This window comes from Lapillicoccus sp. (assembly GCF_036559105.1).
Taxonomy (GTDB): domain Bacteria; phylum Actinomycetota; class Actinomycetes; order Actinomycetales; family Dermatophilaceae; genus Lapillicoccus.
Window position 1 is genome coordinate 1 of sequence record NZ_DATBTV010000094.1, and the last position, 18,570, is coordinate 18,570.

17 protein-coding genes and 1 pseudogene are annotated in these 18,570 nt (G+C 71.9%); 5 read left to right on the forward strand and 13 right to left on the reverse strand.

Features of this window, described 5'->3' with window-relative positions; all coding sequences use genetic code 11:
• Positions 1-225: 225 nt before the first annotated feature.
• The gene (locus VIG79_RS12170) at positions 226-1,146 is read right to left on the reverse strand and encodes a LysR family transcriptional regulator (protein ID WP_331885948.1); all 921 of its coding nucleotides are present in this window, start codon (positions 1,144-1,146) and stop codon (positions 226-228) included.
• 96 nt (positions 1,147-1,242) lie between these two features.
• Here VIG79_RS12170 and VIG79_RS12175 point away from each other — a divergent pair, with 96 nt between their 5' ends.
• Both VIG79_RS12175 and VIG79_RS12180 read left to right on the forward strand, forming a co-directional pair.
• Complete coding sequence (locus VIG79_RS12175; RefSeq protein WP_331885950.1) at positions 1,243-2,148, forward strand: Sir2 family NAD-dependent protein deacetylase; 906 nt, start codon at positions 1,243-1,245, stop codon at positions 2,146-2,148.
• Between the two features lie 34 nt (positions 2,149-2,182).
• Positions 2,183-3,211: an aminopeptidase gene (locus VIG79_RS12180; RefSeq protein WP_331885952.1), complete on the forward strand. Its 1,029-nt coding sequence runs from the start codon at positions 2,183-2,185 to the stop codon at positions 3,209-3,211.
• Between the two features lie 6 nt (positions 3,212-3,217).
• Here the strand turns inward: VIG79_RS12180 and lexA are convergent, their stop codons facing one another.
• A complete protein-coding gene (gene lexA, locus VIG79_RS12185; RefSeq protein ID WP_331885954.1) occupies positions 3,218-3,955 on the reverse strand; it encodes a transcriptional repressor LexA in 738 nt (245 codons plus the stop codon).
• 311 nt (positions 3,956-4,266) lie between these two features.
• On the opposite strand from lexA, the gene VIG79_RS12190 reads away from it, so the two are divergent.
• The 3 genes from VIG79_RS12190 (at position 4,267) to VIG79_RS12200 (ending at position 7,048) form a co-directional block, all read left to right on the forward strand.
• Positions 4,267-4,656 carry a LysM peptidoglycan-binding domain-containing protein gene (locus VIG79_RS12190; RefSeq protein WP_331885956.1) on the forward strand — a complete coding sequence of 130 codons (390 nt, stop codon included), beginning with the start codon at positions 4,267-4,269 and terminating at the stop codon, positions 4,654-4,656.
• Between the two features lie 416 nt (positions 4,657-5,072).
• Positions 5,073-5,417, forward strand: coding sequence for a hypothetical protein (locus VIG79_RS12195; protein WP_331885958.1), 345 nt, complete (start codon positions 5,073-5,075; stop codon positions 5,415-5,417).
• A complete protein-coding gene (locus tag VIG79_RS12200; protein ID WP_331885960.1) occupies positions 5,414-7,048 on the forward strand; it encodes an alpha/beta hydrolase in 1,635 nt (544 codons plus the stop codon). Before VIG79_RS12195 ends, VIG79_RS12200 begins: the two co-directional genes overlap by 4 nt.
• On the opposite strand, the gene VIG79_RS12205 is transcribed toward VIG79_RS12200, so the two are convergent.
• The 11 genes and pseudogenes from VIG79_RS12205 to VIG79_RS12255 form a co-directional block, all read right to left on the reverse strand.
• Positions 6,976-7,488: a ribose-5-phosphate isomerase gene (locus tag VIG79_RS12205; RefSeq protein ID WP_331885962.1), complete on the reverse strand. Its 513-nt coding sequence runs from the start codon at positions 7,486-7,488 to the stop codon at positions 6,976-6,978. The genes VIG79_RS12200 and VIG79_RS12205 overlap by 73 nt on opposite strands.
• On the reverse strand, positions 7,488-9,218 hold the full coding sequence (locus VIG79_RS12210; protein ID WP_331885964.1) for a dihydroxyacetone kinase family protein: 1,731 nt from the start codon (positions 9,216-9,218) through the stop codon (positions 7,488-7,490). Before VIG79_RS12210 ends, VIG79_RS12205 begins: the two co-directional genes overlap by 1 nt.
• Complete coding sequence (locus VIG79_RS12215) at positions 9,215-9,922, reverse strand: sugar phosphate isomerase/epimerase family protein (protein WP_331885966.1); 708 nt, start codon at positions 9,920-9,922, stop codon at positions 9,215-9,217. Before VIG79_RS12215 ends, VIG79_RS12210 begins: the two co-directional genes overlap by 4 nt.
• A gap of 102 nt (positions 9,923-10,024) precedes the next feature.
• Positions 10,025-10,888: a sugar phosphate isomerase/epimerase family protein gene (locus VIG79_RS12220; RefSeq protein ID WP_331885968.1), complete on the reverse strand. Its 864-nt coding sequence runs from the start codon at positions 10,886-10,888 to the stop codon at positions 10,025-10,027.
• Between the two features lie 25 nt (positions 10,889-10,913).
• Positions 10,914-12,962 (reverse strand): bifunctional rhamnulose-1-phosphate aldolase/short-chain dehydrogenase, encoded by a 2,049-nt coding sequence (gene rhaD, locus VIG79_RS12225; RefSeq protein WP_331885970.1) that lies wholly within the window; start codon positions 12,960-12,962, stop codon positions 10,914-10,916.
• Positions 12,955-14,358 carry an FGGY-family carbohydrate kinase gene (locus VIG79_RS12230; RefSeq protein WP_331885972.1) on the reverse strand — a complete coding sequence of 468 codons (1,404 nt, stop codon included), beginning with the start codon at positions 14,356-14,358 and terminating at the stop codon, positions 12,955-12,957. Before VIG79_RS12230 ends, rhaD begins: the two co-directional genes overlap by 8 nt.
• Positions 14,355-15,023 carry an HAD family hydrolase gene (locus tag VIG79_RS12235; RefSeq protein WP_331885974.1) on the reverse strand — a complete coding sequence of 223 codons (669 nt, stop codon included), beginning with the start codon at positions 15,021-15,023 and terminating at the stop codon, positions 14,355-14,357. Before VIG79_RS12235 ends, VIG79_RS12230 begins: the two co-directional genes overlap by 4 nt.
• 26 nt (positions 15,024-15,049) lie before the next feature.
• Positions 15,050-15,859 carry a class II aldolase/adducin family protein gene (locus tag VIG79_RS12240; protein WP_331885976.1) on the reverse strand — a complete coding sequence of 270 codons (810 nt, stop codon included), beginning with the start codon at positions 15,857-15,859 and terminating at the stop codon, positions 15,050-15,052.
• Complete coding sequence (locus VIG79_RS12245) at positions 15,856-17,388, reverse strand: rhamnulokinase family protein (RefSeq protein WP_331885978.1); 1,533 nt, start codon at positions 17,386-17,388, stop codon at positions 15,856-15,858. The genes VIG79_RS12240 and VIG79_RS12245 overlap by 4 nt, the downstream gene beginning before the upstream one ends.
• A complete protein-coding gene (locus VIG79_RS12250) occupies positions 17,385-18,188 on the reverse strand; it encodes a DeoR/GlpR family DNA-binding transcription regulator (RefSeq protein ID WP_331885980.1) in 804 nt (267 codons plus the stop codon). Before VIG79_RS12250 ends, VIG79_RS12245 begins: the two co-directional genes overlap by 4 nt.
• Positions 18,189-18,321: 133 nt before the next feature.
• Positions 18,322-18,570: pseudogene (locus VIG79_RS12255) on the reverse strand (hypothetical protein); the annotation flags it as partial.

The window sequence follows — 18,570 nt, forward strand, 5'->3', positions numbered from 1 at the left end:
ACGGGCACCCGGCGCCGTCCACCCTGTCCACGCTGGCCCAGGACGGCTTCCGCGTCTACCGGACGGATCTCTCCGGCGACGTCGCCGTCCGGAAGGGCGACGACGGGTCGGTCGAGGTGGCCACCCTGCGGTGACCGCTCATCGAGCGCGGGGTGCACCGGGCGCGGGGCACTGGGCGCGTGGCCCGGGGCTCGAGGCACCAGGGGATGCCACTAGTGAGGTGGCTCAGGCCGGGACGAAGGACTGGCTACGCGCGCTCTCCTCGAGGGCTTCCAGGGTGGCTCGGACCGCCGGAACCCGCTGGAGGTCGTCGGTCGTGACCGCGTGGATCTGGCGCCGGGAGGCAGGCGTGAGCGACAACGTCGCGACGTCGCTGGTATGCGCCGCGGCCAGTATCAGATCCGGGACGAGGGCGACGCCCAGGCCGGCGCTCACCAGCCCGAGCACCGCGATGTAGTCCTCGGTCTCGAACGAGACGGTGGGGGCGAAGCCCGCACGACGAGTCAGCGACAGGAGGTGGCCGCGACATCGCGGGCAGCCGGCGATCCAGTTCTCGTCGGTGAAGTCGACCAGGTCGACCTCGGCGCGGTCGGCGAGGGGATGGGTGAGCGGGACGGCCAGGCGCACCTCGTCGTCGAGCAGCTTGATGGTGACGAAGTCGGCGAGGTCCTCACCGCGTCCGATGTCGGTGCCCTCGTAGGCGAACGCCACCGCGATGTCGCACTCGCCGGCCCGGAGCGCAGCCAGCGACTCCGGCGGCTCGCCCTCGCTGAACGTCACGGAGATGTCGGGGAAGCGCTCCTTGACCAGGGCGAGCGCGCGGGGCACGAGGGACGCCGAGGACGACGGGAAGGCCATCAGCCGAACCCGGCCAGCACGCAGGCCCGCGATCGCGGCCACCTCCTCCTCGGCGGCGTCGAGGGCGCTGAGGACCCCGACCGCGTGGCGCGCCAGTACCTTCCCGGCCTCGGTCAGCCGCACATTGCGCCCGATGCGCTCGACGAGCACTGTCCCGGTGCGCTGCTCGAGGCGGCGCACCATCTGGGAGACGGCGGGTTGCGAGTACCCCAGGGCGACGGCAGCGCCGGTGAAGCTGCCCTCCTCGGCGATGGCCTTCATGACCCGGAGGCCGGCAGCGTCGATCATGACCCGAGTGTATAACGTCCTGTTATCGAAATCGTCCTTTACCCAACACGGGGATGCGACTCCGGCGCGAGGCGGACACCCACGCATACTGGAGGCATGTCCGTCCCGTCGGTGCCCGTGGCCGCGGCGGCGACCGCGTCGACCGACACCGGGATCGACGAGCTCACGAGGCTGGTCGTCCGGGGCGGGGTCATGGTCCTCACCGGAGCCGGGCTCTCCACGGAGTCGGGGATCCCCGACTACCGCGGTCCGGACGGCACCCGCCGCGTGACCCCGATGCAGTATGCGGAGTTCATCGGTTCGAGCGAGGCCCGCCGGCGCTACTGGGCCCGCAGCTACATCGGCTGGCAGCGGTTCAACCGCGCGGCGCCGAACAGCGGACATCGGGCGGTCTCGACCCTCCAGCGGGCCGGCCTGCTCGACGCCGTCGTCACCCAGAACGTCGATGGCCTCCACCAGGCCGCCGGTGCCGTCGACGTGACCGAGCTGCACGGCAACCTCGACCGGGTCGTCTGCCTCACCTGCGGCAACCACGTCGAGCGCGGATCGCTGCACGAGCGGCTGGCCGAGGCCAACCCCGGCTTCGTCGACCTGGTCCTCGGCGTCGCTCCCGACGGGTCCCGGGTCACCAGCCAGATCCGCCCGGACGGCGACATCGTCCTCGACGACGCGGTGACCGCCCGCTTCCACCTGCCGGTGTGCCTCGTCTGCGGCTCCGACACCCTCAAGCCCGACGTCGTCTTCTTCGGCGAGTCGGTGCCCAAGGACACGGTCGGTCGGTGCTTCGACATCGTCGACGGCGCTCACTCGCTGCTCGTCCTCGGCTCTTCGCTGGCCGTGATGAGTGGTTACCGGTTCGTGCGACGGGCCGCCCGCAACGGCATCCCGGTCGCCATCGTCACCGCTAGCGCCAGTCGAGGCGACCCGGAGGCGACGCTGCGGCTGCATACCCCGCTCGGCGCCACCCTCGAGCAGCTGTGCCGGGGTCTCGACCTCGTCTGACCGGATCGTGGCGGCGTGGCCTGCGCGCTCCACCGTGACGCACGCCCCCGAAGCGGTGCTCCGCACGAACCTGCCGTGGCAGTACCAGCTCGTGCGTGACCTCCAGGCCGCGCCGGACGGCGGGGCGTTCGTCCGCCTGACGGGCACCCCGGAACCGAACCTCTTCGGCGGCCTCGATCCCGCGCGCAGCGCGATGCTCGACATCACCTACGCCACGGAGGTGCGGCAGCTCCTGTTCGGCGGCGACGTCCAGTGGACCATCGTCGTCGCGCCCAACGCGGGCTGGGCCCAACAGGTCTTCGGCACGCCCGACGTCGAGCGGCTCTGGGCGGCGGTCGGCGTTGCCCTCCGCCTCGATGACGACGACCTGGTCCAGACCTGGTGTGACCATTCCGCCCTTCTGCAGGACTGCGCCCGGGCGCTGACCGAGCGAGGGTTCGACGCGGTGCGGTACCACGATGGCGGGACGGACCTCACTGTCCGCCTGGACCCGCAGCACTGCTGGATCGGCGGCGCCGCCTCCACGAGGGCCGGAGTCGAGTTCATCCCCAACCTGCCCACCGAGGAGGTCTTCACCAGCCCCGACCGGCGTCGCGCGGACGGCGTCATGCGCCTGACCCGCCCGCTGGTCATGGCTCGGGCCGGGGCGGTCGTCGAGGACCTCGCCGTGACCTTCGCCGGCGGGCGGATCGTCGACGTCGACGCCAGCCGCGGCGTCAAGGCGGTCCGCGCCCAGCTGGACTCCGATGACGGCGCCCGCAGCCTCGGTGAGGTGTCGCTCGTGGAGGGCTCGTCGCGGGTGCGCGCGGCCGGGGTCGTCTTCCACGACTCGCTGTACGACGAGAACACCGGGTGCCACGTCGCGTGGGGCCAGGGGTTCCCCTACTGCCTGCGCGGCGGCCTGGAGATGTCACCCCAGCAACGAGCGGTAGCGGGACTCAACGCGTCCGCGGTGCATACCGACGTCGTCATCGGCGGGCCGGGCGTCGAGGTCGACGGGGTGTGCTCGGACGGCCGGACGGTCCCGATCATCCGCGACGACGCGTGGGCGCTCCCGGCCTGAGGCGCCTCAGACCCGGCGCAGGACCGCGGTCACCTTGCCGAGGATCGTCGCGTGGTCGCCGTCGATGGGCGAGTAGTCCGCATTGTGCGGCATCAGCCACACGTGCCCGTCCTTGCGCTTGAAGGTCTTGACGGTCGCCTCGTTGTCGAGCATGGCCGCGACGATGTCGCCGTTGTCGGCCGTCGGCTGCTGTCGGACGACGACCCAGTCGCCGTCGCAGATGGCCGCCTCGACCATCGAGTCGCCGACCACCTTGAGCAGGAAGAGGGACCCTTCGCCGACGAGCTGCCGCGGCAGCGGGAAGACGTCCTCGACGACCTCCTCGGCGAGGATCGGTCCGCCCGCGGCGATCCGGCCGACGAGCGGGACGTAGGACGGCTCGGGTCGCGCGTCACCGGACCCGGTCTCGTCGTAGACCCCCTCGATGATCTCGCTGGCTCGGCTGTCGCCGGACCGGTAGCCCCGAGCCTGCGGGTCGCCGTCCGGCGAGACGATCTCCATGGCCCGCGGCCGGTTGGGGTCGCGCCTGATGTAGCCCTTGCGCTCCAGGGCCGTGAGCTGGTGGGCGACGCTGCTCGGACTGGTGAGCCCGACCCACTCGCCGATCTCGCGGAGGCTGGGTGGGTACCCACGGCGGTCGACCGAGTTGCGGATCACCTCGAGCACCCGGCGCTGCCGAACCGTCAGACCGGCCCCCAGGCCGCCCTCGGGCTCCCGCTCCGGCATCTCGCGGACCTCGGTCATCGTCACCACTCCTTCGTCGGACCTGCCGTGCGATCGGTGTCTGCGATCAGTGCGGGCGACCGGGTATGCGTGCTCGCCCCCTCAGGGTGGTCACCTCGGCATCGCTGCAGGTCAGCAGGCCTGTCGGAGCCGGGTGATGCACTTCTCACATGGCCCCAGAGTACGGCGCTCGAACGTCAGTACCAAACACCTGTTCGAGGCGTGTCTTCCGTTCCTCGAACATCCGTGCTAAAAATGGCCACAGCACCGGTTCGTACACAGGTTCGACCCGCCCCCGTTCCGACTGGACCGTGACCCCCGTGGAGGCCCCGATGAGCGCAGCGTTCGCCCTCGACCCGCTCGCCCTTCCCGAGCGGACCGCGGCGCCGACCCGTCCGCGGCTGCAGCTCGTCCCGACAGGTCCCGACGTGGTGGGCCGACCGGTGCGGATCAGCCGGCGCGGGCGCGTGGCCCGCACCGTCGGTGCGCTCCTCGTCGCTTCAGCCCTCGCTTGGACCGGAGCCGCCGCGCTCGCCGCCGGAGTGGCCGTTCCGCAGCACACCGTGACCGTCGACGCCGGACAGACCCTGTCCTCGATCGCCGCACGCGAGATGCCCGACCTCCCGGTGCATGAGGGTGTCGCGCAGATACAGCTGGCCAATGGGCTCAGCTCCAGTGACGTCCACGTGGGGCAGGTCCTCCAGATTCCCGCCATCGGCTGACGGGCGGCGAGCTCGCTCGCCCCGCATCCGTTCGGCGGACCGAACGGCGCCAGGCCTCGACCCCCTGGCCGCCGACCTCGCAGAGAGGCGAACGCCGCCCACCCGAGGGTGGGCGGCGTTCGGCGTCGGATTCGGTGCGCCAATGCTCCCCGGTGCCGGGTGGCCGGGGGTCATGTCGCACCTCATGTCGCACCTCATGTCGCCATAACTGGGTCCATGGCGACACTCATCGCGACAGGACGCGCGGCATGACGCACTGTCGTTTCGATGGCCCTCTCCGTGCGGACAAGGCGGGCGGTGTTCCGCCTGGAACCAGGGCCGATGAGGCGTGCACGGGTGCGGCGCCGGGCTGTGCCTGTGGACAACCCGGTCGGTCACCCCGTCCTCCTTCGTAGCCTCGCTTCGAGGAGGTGACCATGCAGTTCGGGGTGGACGAGTGGGCACTGGCTGGCGCGGCAGGGACGGCTGACCGCACCGCCGCCGCCGTCGCGGCCATCAGGGTTGACGATCTGGGCCGCTCGGTGGCGACCGCAATGCCGGGCAGTCGCAGCGCCGGCCCGGCGGCAACGGTCGCCGAGATGCTGCAGGCGACGGTGCAGAGCATCGTCCGCGATCTGGCCCAAGACGCGGAGTCGGTTCGGACCGCCCAGGCCTGGTACCGCGCGACCGACCAGGACGTCGCGGCGACGGAGGCTCGGGGCGTGGAGTCTCGGGCTGTGGAGACTCGCGCCGCGGAGTCTCGGGCGGCAGAAGCGGCATGACGACGATCCCTGTCGCAACCTGGAACCCGGGCCCGGTCGCGGCGGGCCAGCTCCAGGTGAGCGTCGCGCGGTCCCTGGTCGCCGAGGCTCGCACCGCCCTCTCGGGACGGGGCGTCGCCGACGAGTCATGGTTCGGCAACGCGGCCGACGCCGCCGCCCAGCGTCACGCCGATCTGCTCGCGCGCGTCGACGCGCTGGGCGAGGTGCTGGCCGTCCTCGAACCCGCTCTCGCTCGGGCCGCGGACCGGCTGGCGGTGCTGGTCGACACCGTCCGGCTCGCGGAGCTCATGGCGGTCCTCGACACGGTGGGGCCAGCTGATGCCGACGGAGGTGGTTCCGCGGCGGCCACGGTCATGGCGCTCGAGCTCGACGCTGACCTCGCCGTGGGCTTGGCCGAGATCGCCGCCCGGCTGACCCGGCAGCCGACAACCGTGGGCGGGCCGGCCGGCGCCCTCCGGCAGACCCTTGTGGTCGGCACCGCCTCGCTCGTCGGCACCCCCTCGACTCACACCGCGCCGGTTCCCGTGGGTGACGTCGTCACCTGGTGGGGCAGTCTCGTGCCGAGCGACCGGGACGCCGTCATCGCCCAGCGGCCCGAGATCGTCGGCCCCGCCGACGGGCTGCCCGGCTGGGCCCGCGACCGCGCCAACCGCATCCTGCTCGACCGGGCGGACACCGCCCTTGTCGCCGAGGTCGCCACGCTCGAACCGAGAGCCCGGACCTGGCGCGACCTTGTCGACGGCGCAGGCGGTCTCGACGGCGCCGTCACCGTCGGGACCTTCGGCGGCGGAACCCGGCGGCTGGCGTACCAGCAGGCGGTCGCCAAGCTGGCCGCCGTCCGAGCCACCCGGCAGGTGCTCGACCAGCGCGACGGCCGAACCCGCCAGCTCCTCGCCGTGGACGTCACCGGGCGCACTGCCCGAGTGGCAGTTGCCGTGGGCGATGTGGACCGGGCCGCCCATGTCGCGGTCGTCGTGCCGGGTTTCACCACGACCGTCGAGCGTGACCTCGGCGGAGCCGACCGCGTCTCTGCCGACCTGGCCGACCAGGCGCGCCGGGCCGCGACGCTGGTCGGCGACCACCGGGACGTTGCCGTCGTCAGCTGGCTGGGCTACGACATTCCCCAGACCGCCGACACCCTGCGCTCCGGACACTCGGTCGTCCTGCGGGCGAGCGCAGAAGCCGGCGCCGCAGGCCTGGCCACCTTTCTGCGCGGCCTCCCGTCGGACCGGCACGTCACCGTGGTCGGCCACTCCTACGGGTCGACGACTGCCGGCCTCGCCGTCGCGCGCGGAGACACCGGCGTCGACGACCTCGTGGTCCTCGGCTCACCCGGCCTCGGCGCGGACAGCAGCACCGGGCTCGGCCTCCCGCCCCGGCACGTCCACGTTCTGGAGGCCGACGACGACCCCGTGGCCGACCTCGGCTGGTTCGGGCGGGACCCCGGCGGGTTACCCGGCGTCGACCGGCTCAGCACCGACGACGTCGAGCTCCCCGACGGCCGCACCGGCCGACGGAGCGTCGGCCACAGCGCCTACCTCGTACCCGGCACCACGAGTCAGTGGAACGTCGCTGCCGTCGTCGCCGGAGCACCCGTGGTGAGGGAAGGCCGCCCCCCGCCCAGCTGGTAGTCCACCAGCGCCTCGACCTTGGACGCGGACGCCGACGACTCGTCGAAGCGGTGGTCCAGCCAGCCGGACACCAGCGACCGAGCCAGCTCCAGACCGATGACGCGCTGGCCCAGGGTCAGCACCTGGGCGTTGTTGGACTTGACCAGGCGCTCCACCGAGTACGCGTCGTGGGCCACCGAGGCCCGCACGCCCGGAACGGTGCCGGCCGCCATCGCGACGCCGATCCCCGTGCCGCAGAGCAGCAGCGCGCGGTCGGCCTCACCGGCGGCCACCAGCTGCCCGGCCGCCACCCCGACGTGCGGGTAGTCGGTGTCCTCGCCGGACCCGACGCCCACATCGACCACCGAGTCGACCCGCGGGTCGGCCTCGAGGTCGGCCCGCAGCGCCTCCTTGTACGCATACCCCGCCGAGTCGCTCCCGACGACGATCCGCCAGCCCATCACTCGCATCCTTCCTCGGCGAGAACCCCGCCGATCGCCCCCACGCAGATCCCGAACGACACGGCGCCGGGGTCCGCGGTGCCCACCGACCGAGCGGCCAACGGCCGGGCTCGCCCGACCTTCGGCGAGAGCGCCGCGGTGGCGTCGGCACCGGCCACCGCAGCGACCACTGCCGAGTCCCACGCCGACGACAGGTCACGCCCGGCCGCCGTCTCGGTGTCGAGGCTCTCAGCGAACGGGATGACCGCGTCGAGCAGCGTCTTGTCCCCGGCCGACGCCTTGCCGAGGTCGAACATCGACTGCAGGTATGCCCGGACGGCCTCCGCGACCTGCGTCGGCTCCGGTCGTCCCGAGTTCCCCAGCACCGCCCCCAACGCGCGCAGGCCGGCACCCCAGAGCACTCCGGACGTTCCGCCGGCGAACTCGGCCCAGGCGTCCCCGGCGGCCTCGAGTACGCCACGCGCGCCCCAACCAGCCTGTGCCGCAACGGAGCCCGCGGTCACGGCGTGGTCGATTCCCCGAACCATCCCGCGTCCGTGGTCACCGTCTCCGGCGACCGCGTCCAACCGGCCGAGCTCGTGCTCGGCGTCGTGGACCGCTGCCTGCGCGGCGGTCATCGCCGACAGCACGACGGCCGCGACCCGCTGCGACGCGGCGTCGCCCTCGACCACACGGGTGTCGACGACGGTCACGTCGTCGTCGTCGGTCGAGTCCTCAGAACCGAGCGTCTCCGCGGCCGCGCCTCGACGGAACGCCGGCGTGGACGCGGCGTCGAGCCACAGCGGCTCGAGCTCGTCGTCCAGCCAGGTCAGCGTCAGCGAGACGCCGCCCATGTCGAGGCTGGTCACCAGCTCGCCCACCTCGGGCGCGACGATGGTCAGGCCGGCCTCGCGCAGCAGGGCCGAGGTGGACTTCCAGAGGACGAACAGCTCCTCGTACTTGGTGGTGCCGAGCCCGTTGAGGATGACTCCGACCCGGTCGCCGGACCCGGCCGGACGCTCGTCCAGCAGCTTGTCGACGAGCAGGTGCGCCAGCTTGGGCGCGGGCAGGCTGGCGACGTCCTCGAGTCCCGGCTCGCCGTGGATCCCGAGCCCGAGCCCCATCTGACCGTCCGGAACCATGAACAGTGGCTCCCGCGCACCGGGGAAGGTGCAGCCCGAGAACGCGATGCCGAGGGTGTAGGTCCGCGCGTTCGCGAGCAGGCCCAGCCGCTCGACCTCGTCGATGTCGAGCCCGCGCTCGGCAGCGGCGCCGAGCACCTTGAAGACGACGAAGTCTCCGGCGATGCCCCGACGCTTGGCGGCCTCGGCCGGTGATGCCGACGCGATGTCGTCGGTGACGATGAGCTGGCGCGCGTCGATGCCGTCGGCGTGCAGCCGTTCGCCGGCCATGCCGAAGTTCATGACGTCGCCGGCGTAGTTGCCATAGGTGTAGATCACGCCGGCGCCGCTGTGGGCGATGCGGCCGACGGAGTACGCCTGGGCCGTGGACGGGGACGTGAAGATGTTGCCCACCACCGCACCGTCGGCGAAACCCGGTCCCACCACGCCCATGAACGCGGGGTAGTGGCCCGAGCCGCCGCCGACGATGACCGCGACCTTGGGGGAGCGGGGCTTCATCCGCCGCACGACGCCGCCGGGCACCGCCCGGACGTGCGACGCATACAGGTCGGCGAACCCCTCGACGGCGTCGGCGGTGAACTCGGCCGGGTCGTCGAAGATGCGGGTCATGACGGGACCCTGTCGAGGATCGCCACGATCTCCGCACGGGACGGCAGGGCGTCGGCCTCGCGATCCTGCTCGTCGACGTCGTGGGTCTCCAGCTCGAGGATGTACGTGCCGGTGAAGCCCCCGGCCTCGAGGGCGGTGATCGTGCCGGCGAAGTCCGTCTCACCGCGGCCGATGCCGAGGTTGAGGTTGCCCGGAACGGCGTCCCGCAGGTGGACCCGCTCGACGCGGTCGGCCCGTTGCTGAGCCCACGTCACCGGGTCGTCCGACGACGCCACGATGTGGGAGACGTCGAACAGCAGCCCGAGACCGTCGGTGTCGAGCAGCGACAGGACCTTCTCGGCCCGCTCGACCGAGTGGACGTAGCGCCGGTGGTGCAGGACCTCGACCAGCAGGCGCACACCGGCTTCCGAGCAGAGCTCGGAGACGAACCGCAGGTTGTCGGCGATGGTCGCCAGGTCGGTCTCCTCGTCCACGTATGCCTCGTAGGAGTTGCGACCACACGGCACGATCAGCGCCCCACCGGTCGCCGCCGCGAGGGCGACGAGCGGGCGGACCGTCTCGGCTAGCGCCTCCCGGGACAGGTCCGGGTCGTTCAGGTGGCCCATGTCCGCGTTGACGGCGCCGGCCCGGAGGCCGTGGGCCTCGAGGTCCGCGACGTAGACGGCAGCGTCACCGGTGAAGGGCACGGGCACGTGGTCGGTCACGTCGGGGATGATGGTCGCAGTGTACGTCCAGTGGTTTGACTGCTGACAGTGCGACTAGCGGAGGTATGCGGCGGGCCGTCGCCCGGTCCGGCTCGCCGACGGTCAGCAGCCGTAGTTCTCGCGGATGAAGGCCCGCGCGTCCTTGGCCAGCTGCATCGAGTCGGTCCACGTGTTGCGCCAGATTGCGAGGTTCGAGGACAGCGTGGGGTGGACGACCTCGGAGGAGAACGACTCGAAGGTGAGGACGCCCTGGTAGTCGACGTCGTGCAGCGCCGCGAAGAACTCCGGGAAGGGCACCGACCCGGTGCCGAGCGCACCACGGTGCGACTCGCCGAGGTGGACGTACCCGAAGCGACCCGCCGCGGCGGCGGCGTGGACGGCGCCGGCGAACGACACCTCCTCGATGTTCATGTGGTAGACGTCGAGGTGGGCCATGACGTTGGGCCGGTCGACGTCCTCGATGAACGCCAGGGTCTGCTCCGTGGTGTTGAGGACGTTGGTCTCGTAGCGGTTGCAGAACTCCAGGCCGAGCGTCACGCCGGCCTCCGCCGCGCGGTCCGCCACCCAGGCGATCGACTCGACGGAGTTGGCGCGGCCGCGCTCGGTGACCGGCGCCGCATACTTGCCGAGCTTGGAGAACAGGACGCCGCCGAGGTAGGCGCCGCCGATGTCGCGGGTGAGCCTGACCGCGGTGTCGAGCAGCTCGCGGCCGCGGGCGACACAGTCGGGGTCCTCGCTGGAGATGTCGGTCTCCTCGGAGAGGCCGAGCGAGACGTCGCCGAGAATGTCGTGCTCCTGCAGCAGCTTCGCGGTCATGTCGGCGTCGAAGTTCTCCGGGTCCAACGCGGCGAGCTGGATGAGGTCGTACCCCGCCTCCTTGGAGGACGCGATGGCTCGCCGTGCCTCCTCCGGTGACCAGCCGCCGACCCAGCACAGCGCGTGGATCCCGATGAGGTTCGTCGTCATGGAGCGCTCCTTCGTCTGAAACGGGCTAACGGAGGAAGGCCGCGGGCACTCCCGAGTCCACGGGTACCACGAGGCCGGTCGTCACGGGCAGCGACCCGTTGGTCAGGGCGACCACCGCCGACGCGACGTGCTCCGGCAGCACCTCCTCCTTGAGCACGGTCCGCTGCGCGTAGTACTTGCCGAGGTCCTCCTCCGCCACACCGTAGGTCTTGGCCCGCGACGCGCCCCAACCGCCCGCGAAGATGCCGGAGCCCTTGACGATCCCGTCCGGGTTGATCCCGTTGACGCGGACGCCGATGTCGCCCAGCTCGGCGGCCAGCAACCGGACCATGTGGGCCTGGGCCGCCTTGGCCGACGAGTACGCGATGTTGTTCGGGCCGGCGAACACCGCGTTCTTCGAACAGATGTTGACGATGTCGCCACCCATCTCCTGCGCGCGCAGGACCGGCTCGGCCGCCTTGGCGAACGCGAACGAGCCGCGCGGCATGATCCGGTACTGCAGGTCCCAGTCCTCGAACGTCGTGTCGCTGAGCGAACCGGCGCGGGTGATGCCGGCGTTGTTGACCAGCAGGTCGACGCCGCCGAAGGCGAGGACGGCGGCGTTCACGGCCTCGGTCACAGCGGCCTCGTCGGTGACGTCGGCGACGACGCCGGCCGCCCGGTCGGGTCCGCCGAGCTCGGTGGCGACCTCACCGACCCTCGCCTCGTCGAGGTCGGCGATGACGACGTTGGCCCCTTCGGCCGCGAGAGCGCGGGCGGTCGCGAGACCGATGCCGGAGGCGGCTCCCGTCACCAAGGCGATCCGCCCGGCGAGCGGCTTCGGCTTCGGCCGCCGCTGCAGCTTCTGCTCCTCGAGGATCCAGTACTCCACGGCGAACTTGTCGGCCTCGTCGACCGGCGCGTAGGTCGAGACCCCCTCGGCGCCGCGCATGACGTTGATGGCGTTGACGTAGAACTCGCCGGCCACCCGCGCCGTCTGCTTGTCCGCCCCGAACGAGAACATCCCGATCCCCGGCACGAGGACGATGGCCGGCGCAGCGCCCCGCATCGCGGGGGAGTCCGGCGTGGCGTGCCGGTCGTAGTACGCGCGGTACTCCTCGCGGTACTCCGTCTCCAGCTCAAGCAGCCGCGCGCTGACCTCCTCGAGCGGAGCGTCCGGTGCGGTGTCGAGGAGGAGCGGGCGCACCTTGGTGCGAAGGAAGTGGTCGGGACAGCTGGTCCCCAGGTGCACCAGGTCGTGCGTCTTCGCGCGGGAGAGGAAGTCGAGCACCACGTCGCTGTCGGTGTAGTGGCCGACCTGACGGCTGTCGCGGGAGGCAACTCCGCGCAGGTGGGGGAAGAGGGCGGCGGCCCGGCTCTGGCGGTCAGCCTCGGGCCGTGCGGTCCGGGTGTCGTCGACCGGACCGAACGGCTCGTCGACCGACTTCTCCACCAGGTATGCGGCCGCCTCACGGATGATCCGCAGGCTCCGCTCTTCGACCTCCTGGCTGGTCGAGCCCCAGGCGGTCAGCCCGTGACCGCCGAGGACCGCGCCGATGACGTCCGGATCGGTGGACAGCTCGCGCATCGTCCGTCCCAGCTCCCAGCCGGGCCGCTTCCACGGCACCCACGCCACCGTCCCGCCCCAGATCTCGTGGACCAGCTTCTCGCCGTCGGCGGCGCAGGCCAGGGCGATGACGCTGTCGGGGTGCAGATGGTCGACGTGCCCATGGTCGACCAGAGCGTGCATGGGGGTGTCGATCGACGGCGCGGCACCGCCCGATCCGTGGCCGCAGTAGGTGAACAGCCCGACCATCTCGTCCTCGTGCTCGACGCCGCGGTAGACCCGGTCGAGGCCGACCAGCCGGTCACGCTCGAGGACCGCGAGGCCGTCGGCCGTGAGCGTGCCGAGGTCGCCGCCGGAGCCCTTGACGTAGAGCAGCTCCACCGGGTCGCCGCTGGCCGGGCTGGTCACGGTCACCTTGGCCGAGGTGTTGCCGCCGCCGTAGTTGGTCACGGCGGGGTCCGAGCCGAGCCGGTTGCTGCGGTCCAGTAGCGCGCGGACCTCGTCGGGGAGTGGGGCGGGGTCAGACATGAGGGAGCGATCCTTCCACAAGGTCGACGAAGCGCCGGTATGAGTCGTCGAGCGAGCTCTGTTGTGCAGCAACGGCTTCAACCGGTACAGGGTGGGAGACGAGACGGTCGACGACGTCGGTCAGCGGCGCGTCGGTGAGCGCGTAGGCCGCGAGGATCGAGGCACCGACGCCGCTGCTCGCGGACCGGGCGACGCTGACCGGGGCGAGGGGTGCGAGGACGGTGGCCCGGATCCGGTTCCAGACCGGGCTGGCCGTCGCGCCGCCGGCGATGACATGCCTTCGCGGGGTGACGCCAAGCTGCTGTAGCCGTTCGAGACCGAGCCGTTCGACGAAGGCGACGCCTTCGAGCACGGCCCGGTATGCGTCGAGCCGGTTCAGCGGCTCACCGTCGGATAGCGGGGGCAGGTGGCGGTCGGCCACCGGGAACCGCTCTCCCGCAACGGAGATCGGGTAGCGGACATGGCCGGCGAGGTTGTTGGCGACCTGCTGGTCCATCGCGGCGAGGTCCTGCCCAGCGAACTCGGTGGCCAGCACGCCGGCGCCGGAGTTGGACGCACCGCCGGCCCAGTAGCGGCCGTCCGGCGCGAGGTGCGAGTAGACCGCACCGTCGGCGGACTCGATCGGCGACTCACTGACCGCCTTGAGGACCAACGTCGTTCCGAGCACGCCCATGGTGTCGCCGTCGTGGACGGCGCCCGCCGCCAGCTGTGCGGTGCAGCCGTCGGTCATCCCGGCGACGATGTGGACGTTCTCCCGAAGGCCGAGAGTGCGCGCGACCTCTCGGTCGACGGTGCCGATGCGGGTGCCGGGGAGGACGAGCTCGGGCAGCCGGCGGTTGTCGGCCGGGTCAAGACCGAGCGCGGTCATGGCGTCGACCGGCCAGCTTCTGGTGGTGAGGTCGATCCCGGCCTTGAGCCAGTGCGAGGTGTCGGCGGCGACCGCGTGTCCAGCCAGGGCCGCGTTGACGACGTCGGGAGTGGAGGCCCACCGCGCTGCCGGGAGCTCCCGGCGGATGGCGACCATCCGTCCGAGGGACGAGGCGCCCGTGACGTTCGCCGCGGCCAGGACGTCGCTGCCCGAGGTGTCGTCGTACATCCGAGCGGCCCCGACCGCCGCGCCGTCCCGGTCGACGGGGACCACGGTGCCGGAGGTGCCGGTGACCGACACCGCGGCCACGCGGGCGGCGTCGGGACCGAGCCGCTCGCATACCTGCCGGACGAGCTCCAGGGCGGTCGGCGCATACGTGGCCGTTTGGAGCGATACGCCGGATGCCGGTCGTTCGGGACTGGACAGTGCCGAATCTGCCCGGGCGACAACCTTTCCCGTCGCGGTATCGAGGGCGACGCAGCGTGCCGAGGCGGTGGCGAGGTCGATGCCGATCGTCAGCGCTGTCATGACGCGGCACGCTCGAGAATGACGTCGGCGACGGTGGTGAGGTCCGGGACCGCCAGGTCGGCCTCGGCCAGCTGCTCCGGCGTCGGCTCGGGGGGCGCTTCACCGCGGAGCACCCAGATGGTGCCGATCCCGAGCGCCTGGGCGGGGCGGACGTCGGTGTCGAGGCGGTTCCCGATGTGGACGGTGTGCTCGGGTGTGCTGCCGCACTCGCGTAGCGCCCACTCGAAGAACGCACGACTCGGCTTCTCGTGGCCGACGACCGCCGAGATGCCCCAGACGTCGACGTAGGGCCCGAACCCGTCGCGGGTCAGTGCGTCGACCGTGGCCGCCTCCTGGTTGGCGACGATGGCGAGCCGCACGTGGCCGTGCAGGCGGCGGAACATCTCGAGGGCGTCGGGATAAGCGGTGCCTTCGGGGTGGGTCCAGTACGGGGCCAGCCGGCGGTGCAGCTCGTCGCGGTGCGACCCGTCACCGAGGAGCTCAGCGGCCAAGGCCTGGCGGAGGCTGCCGGACTGCGCGGCCCGGCCGCGGTCGTAAATGCGGTCGAAGTCGGTCGGGTCGACGCGCGGACGACCCTGTTCGGCGCGGAGCTCGTCGACGGCGCGCCGGGCGGCGTTGGCGAAGTTGTCGTCGGAGTAGATCGGGCCGCCGACGTCGCAGAACACTGCGTCGATCCTCGTGGGGAGGGGCATCAGCGGCCCCGGGCGAGGTTGGCGCGCCGCTCGGTGATGTCGTCACGGGCGAAGAACTTCTCGACGTCGGCGTCCGAGAGCGGGGCGACGCCGCCGACCGCGTAGGCCGTCGCGCGGACGCGTGCGCCCTTGACCGCCATGGTCGAGACCGCCTCGACCCCCGCAGCGGTGGGGGCGATGGCGACGATGCCGTGGTTGGCGAGGAGGACGAGCTGGGGGAGCGCAGCGTGCGTCTCGACGTACTCGCGGAGGGCGACGGCGTAGATGCGGCCGAGCGCGAGGCCCGGCGTCGCGTAGGGGACGAAGAGCGGGCGGCCGATGACGACGGCCTCGTCGGAGTAGACGATGCGGGTCCACGCCTCCTGGGCGCGGACGCTGGCCAGTAGTCCGACCACGTCGGTCGGGTGCGTGTGGCCGATGAACCGTGCCACTCCTACGATGCCGGCGTCGCGGGCGACGGTGTGGACCGCGGCGTGCACGACCGTCTCGATCGAGCCGCGCCGCGGGCCGGCACCGTCGGGGCGGTCGGTGCCCGAGGCGACGAGGACGGCGCTGAGGTCGGCCTGGGTGGTGTCCGGGTCGTCGACGACGGCCATCACCTCGTCCATGTCGACGACCACGAAGTCCTCGGCCGTCGCGACGGCGAGCCCGGCACCCGAGGCCTTGACCACGAGCCGGCCGTCGTCGAGGAGTTCGGACGTGTTGCCCTCGGCGAGGATCGCCAGGTCATGGGCAGGTTCGCCGAGGAGGGTGGTCAGGGTGACGAGCGCGGGGGAGACGAGGCCGGGTTCCCAGGTGGTGTGGGTCATGAGTCCCTCGTGACGGGGTCGGGGAGGTCTGGCCGCTCCCGGTCGCGGGCCAGTAGGCGGGTGAAGTGGGCGTAGGCGTCGTCCCACCGGCCGGCGTGTGCGGTCGGCGCATACGAGGTGATGTCGGTAGTTCCGGCGATGACGCGGCGGATGTCGGCGAGGTCGGCGAGCTCGCCGAGGGCGACGAGCTGGGTGGCGGCGTTGCCGAGCGCGGTGGCCTCGACAGGACCGCAGTGGACGGGGACGCCGGTCGCATCGGCGGTGAGCTGGGAGAGCAGCGTGTTGTTGGAGCCGCCGCCGACGATGTTGACGCTCGGGATCGCGTGTCCCGTCACCTCGGCGAGGTCGTCGACGACGGAGCGGTAGCTGAGGGCCAGCGAGTCCAAGGCGCAGCGGACGATCTCGCCGGGTGAGTCCGGGACCGCCGTTCCGGTGGCCGCGCAGTAGGCCTGGATGCGGGCGGGCGCGTCACGGCCGTCGAGGAACTCGGGGGCGTCGGGGTTGACGATGCTGCCCAGCCCTTCGACCTCCTGCGCCATGGCCACCAGTTCGGGGTAGGTGTAGGTCCTACCCTCCGCGGCCCAGACCCGGCGGCACGCCTGGAGGAGCCAGAGCCCGGCGACGTTGCGCAGCAGGCGGATCGTGCCGGCATACCCGCCCTCGTTGGTGATGTTGCGGGCCTGGGTGTCGTCGCTGATGACCGGGTCCGGCACCTCGATGCCCACCAGCGACCAGGTGCCCGAGGAGATGTAGAGGCCGCCGGGATGCGCGAGCGGTGTGCCGACGACAGCGCTCGCGGTGTCATGGCCCGGTGGCATGACGACGCGACTCTTGGTGAGCCGCCCGGTGGCCAGGTCGGGCAGGAGGGCGCCGACGTCGGTGCCTGGCTGGACGACCTCGGGGAGCATGTGGGTCGGCACGCCGAGCTCGTCGAGTAGGCCGGTGGCCCAGGCGTTGCGGGCCATGTCGTAGCAGCCGGTGGTGGACACGGCCGAGTACTCGGTGACGCGGCTGCCCGAGAGCAGGTGGTGGAAGACGTCGGGGAGCATGAGCAGGTTCGACGCCTTCGCCAGGCGATCCGGCATGGTGCGGGCGTCGGAGGCCAGCGCGAACACCGTGTTGATCGGCATCAGCTGGACGCCGGTGGCCTCGTAGAGCCGGTGCGCGCCGATCGTGTCGAGGGCGTCGTCGAACGCGACGACCTGGCGACGGTCGCGGTAACAGGTCGGCTCGTCGACGAGCTGGCCGTCGGCGTCGATGAGGCCGTAGTCGACGCCCCAGGCGTCCACGCCGACGCTGGCGATGTCCAGGTCGCCGGTCGCGAGGGCGCCGAGTCCTCGGCGGATGCCGCCCTCGAGCGTGGCGAGGTCCCACCGGAGAACCCCGTCGACCTCTCGCGGGGTATGCGTGAAGCGGTGGACGACGTCGAGGCTGAGGCGTTCGCCGTCGAACCCGACCCTCGCGACGCGGCCGCTCTCGGCGCCGAGGTCGACAGCGGCGACGGTGGCTTGCGTGGCTCTGGCGGTCATGCGCGCCGACCCTCCGTCCGGATCTGGTCGGGGTCGACGAGGTCCCAGGTCACGCCGGCGTCGACCCACTCCTGACGGTATGCCGCGGGCACGCCGGTGTCGGAGATAAGGGCGGTGATGCGCTCCACGGGGAGGAACGGGTGGGTGCCGAACCGTTCGACCTTGGAGGAGTCGAAGATCCCGTACGCCTGGCGGCAGATCGCGGCCATGGCCTCCTTGGCGCGGGCCTCCTCTGGGGTGAGGTCGAGGAGGCCGCGCTGAAGGCTGAGGCCGACGACCCCGAAGAAGCCTTTGTCGACCTGGCCGCGGCCCTCGAGCACGTCGCCGAAGAAGCCGACCATCGACTCGCTGGCTCGTCGCAGGACGCCGCCGGGCATGATCACGGTCGCTCGGGACTCCTTGAGGAGCAGGGCCGCGGTGCGCAGGCCGTTGGTGACGACGGTGAGCGGGGCGGTGTCGACGAGCTCGTTGGCCAGGTAGAAGCAGGTGGTCGAGGAGTCCATCGCGATGACGTCGCCGGGGCGGACGAGCTGCGCGGCGCGTCGGGCGATGGCGCGCTTGGCTTTGGCGGCGACGCGCTGGCGGAACTCGAAGGCACCCTCGTCGGAGCGCTGAGCGACCAGGGCGCCTCCGCGGATGCGGCGAAGCATGGAGCGACGCTCGAGGTGCTCGAGGTCCTTGCGGATGGTGACGGTCGAGACCCCGAAGCGGGTACTCAGGGCGCCGACCTCGACGCGGCCGTGCTCGTCGAGGTCGAGCAGGATCGCCTGCTCCCGGTCGAACTCGCTGAGCGACGCCACGCTGCCCTCCTCGCCTCTCGGTGGCCCGAGCGTAAGGGAACGTAAGCAGAGGCGCAATAAGTGAAGGCGAAGTGAAAGTAGGTTGCTGTCATCCGGCGCGCTGGTGGCCGCGTTCGGCGCTGCCTTGGCCTACCTAGTGGCTGACGAGCTCGGCCTGAGCGGTCCGCACCGTGACCGTGGTCGCCGGCCCCGGGACGGTCACCGTGTCCGGGATGGGAGCCCAGTCGCCCCCGTCGATCCGGAACTCGCCGCCGAAGATGGTGTTCACGCTGGCAGGGAAGGCGCCGCCTCTGAGGTACTGGTGCGTGATGTTGCCCGACGGGTACACCCCGCCCTCCGAGGTCGTCGGCCCGAACGTCTGACCGTCGCCGAACTGCCACAT

What these genes read in the sequence shown, in the direction of transcription:
- VIG79_RS12230 (WP_331885972.1), bottom strand. Translation starts at nt 14,358, where the DNA reads ATGACAGCGCTGACGATCGGCATCGACCTCGCCACCGCCTCGGCACGC.
- VIG79_RS12205 (WP_331885962.1), bottom strand. Translation starts at nt 7,488, where the DNA reads ATGGGCTGGCGGATCGTCGTCGGGAGCGACTCGGCGGGGTATGCGTAC.
- VIG79_RS12240 (WP_331885976.1), bottom strand. Translation starts at nt 15,859, where the DNA reads ATGACCCACACCACCTGGGAACCCGGCCTCGTCTCCCCCGCGCTCGTC.
- VIG79_RS12190 (WP_331885956.1), top strand. Translation starts at nt 4,267, where the DNA reads ATGAGCGCAGCGTTCGCCCTCGACCCGCTCGCCCTTCCCGAGCGGACC.
- VIG79_RS12220 (WP_331885968.1), bottom strand. Translation starts at nt 10,888, where the DNA reads ATGACGACGAACCTCATCGGGATCCACGCGCTGTGCTGGGTCGGCGGC.
- VIG79_RS12170 (WP_331885948.1), bottom strand. Translation starts at nt 1,146, where the DNA reads ATGATCGACGCTGCCGGCCTCCGGGTCATGAAGGCCATCGCCGAGGAG.
- VIG79_RS12210 (WP_331885964.1), bottom strand. Translation starts at nt 9,218, where the DNA reads ATGACCCGCATCTTCGACGACCCGGCCGAGTTCACCGCCGACGCCGTC.
- VIG79_RS12175 (WP_331885950.1), top strand. Translation starts at nt 1,243, where the DNA reads ATGTCCGTCCCGTCGGTGCCCGTGGCCGCGGCGGCGACCGCGTCGACC.
- rhaD (WP_331885970.1), bottom strand. Translation starts at nt 12,962, where the DNA reads ATGTCTGACCCCGCCCCACTCCCCGACGAGGTCCGCGCGCTACTGGAC.
- lexA (WP_331885954.1), bottom strand. Translation starts at nt 3,955, where the DNA reads ATGACCGAGGTCCGCGAGATGCCGGAGCGGGAGCCCGAGGGCGGCCTG.
- VIG79_RS12195 (WP_331885958.1), top strand. Translation starts at nt 5,073, where the DNA reads ATGCAGTTCGGGGTGGACGAGTGGGCACTGGCTGGCGCGGCAGGGACG.
- VIG79_RS12200 (WP_331885960.1), top strand. Translation starts at nt 5,414, where the DNA reads ATGACGACGATCCCTGTCGCAACCTGGAACCCGGGCCCGGTCGCGGCG.
- VIG79_RS12245 (WP_331885978.1), bottom strand. Translation starts at nt 17,388, where the DNA reads ATGACCGCCAGAGCCACGCAAGCCACCGTCGCCGCTGTCGACCTCGGC.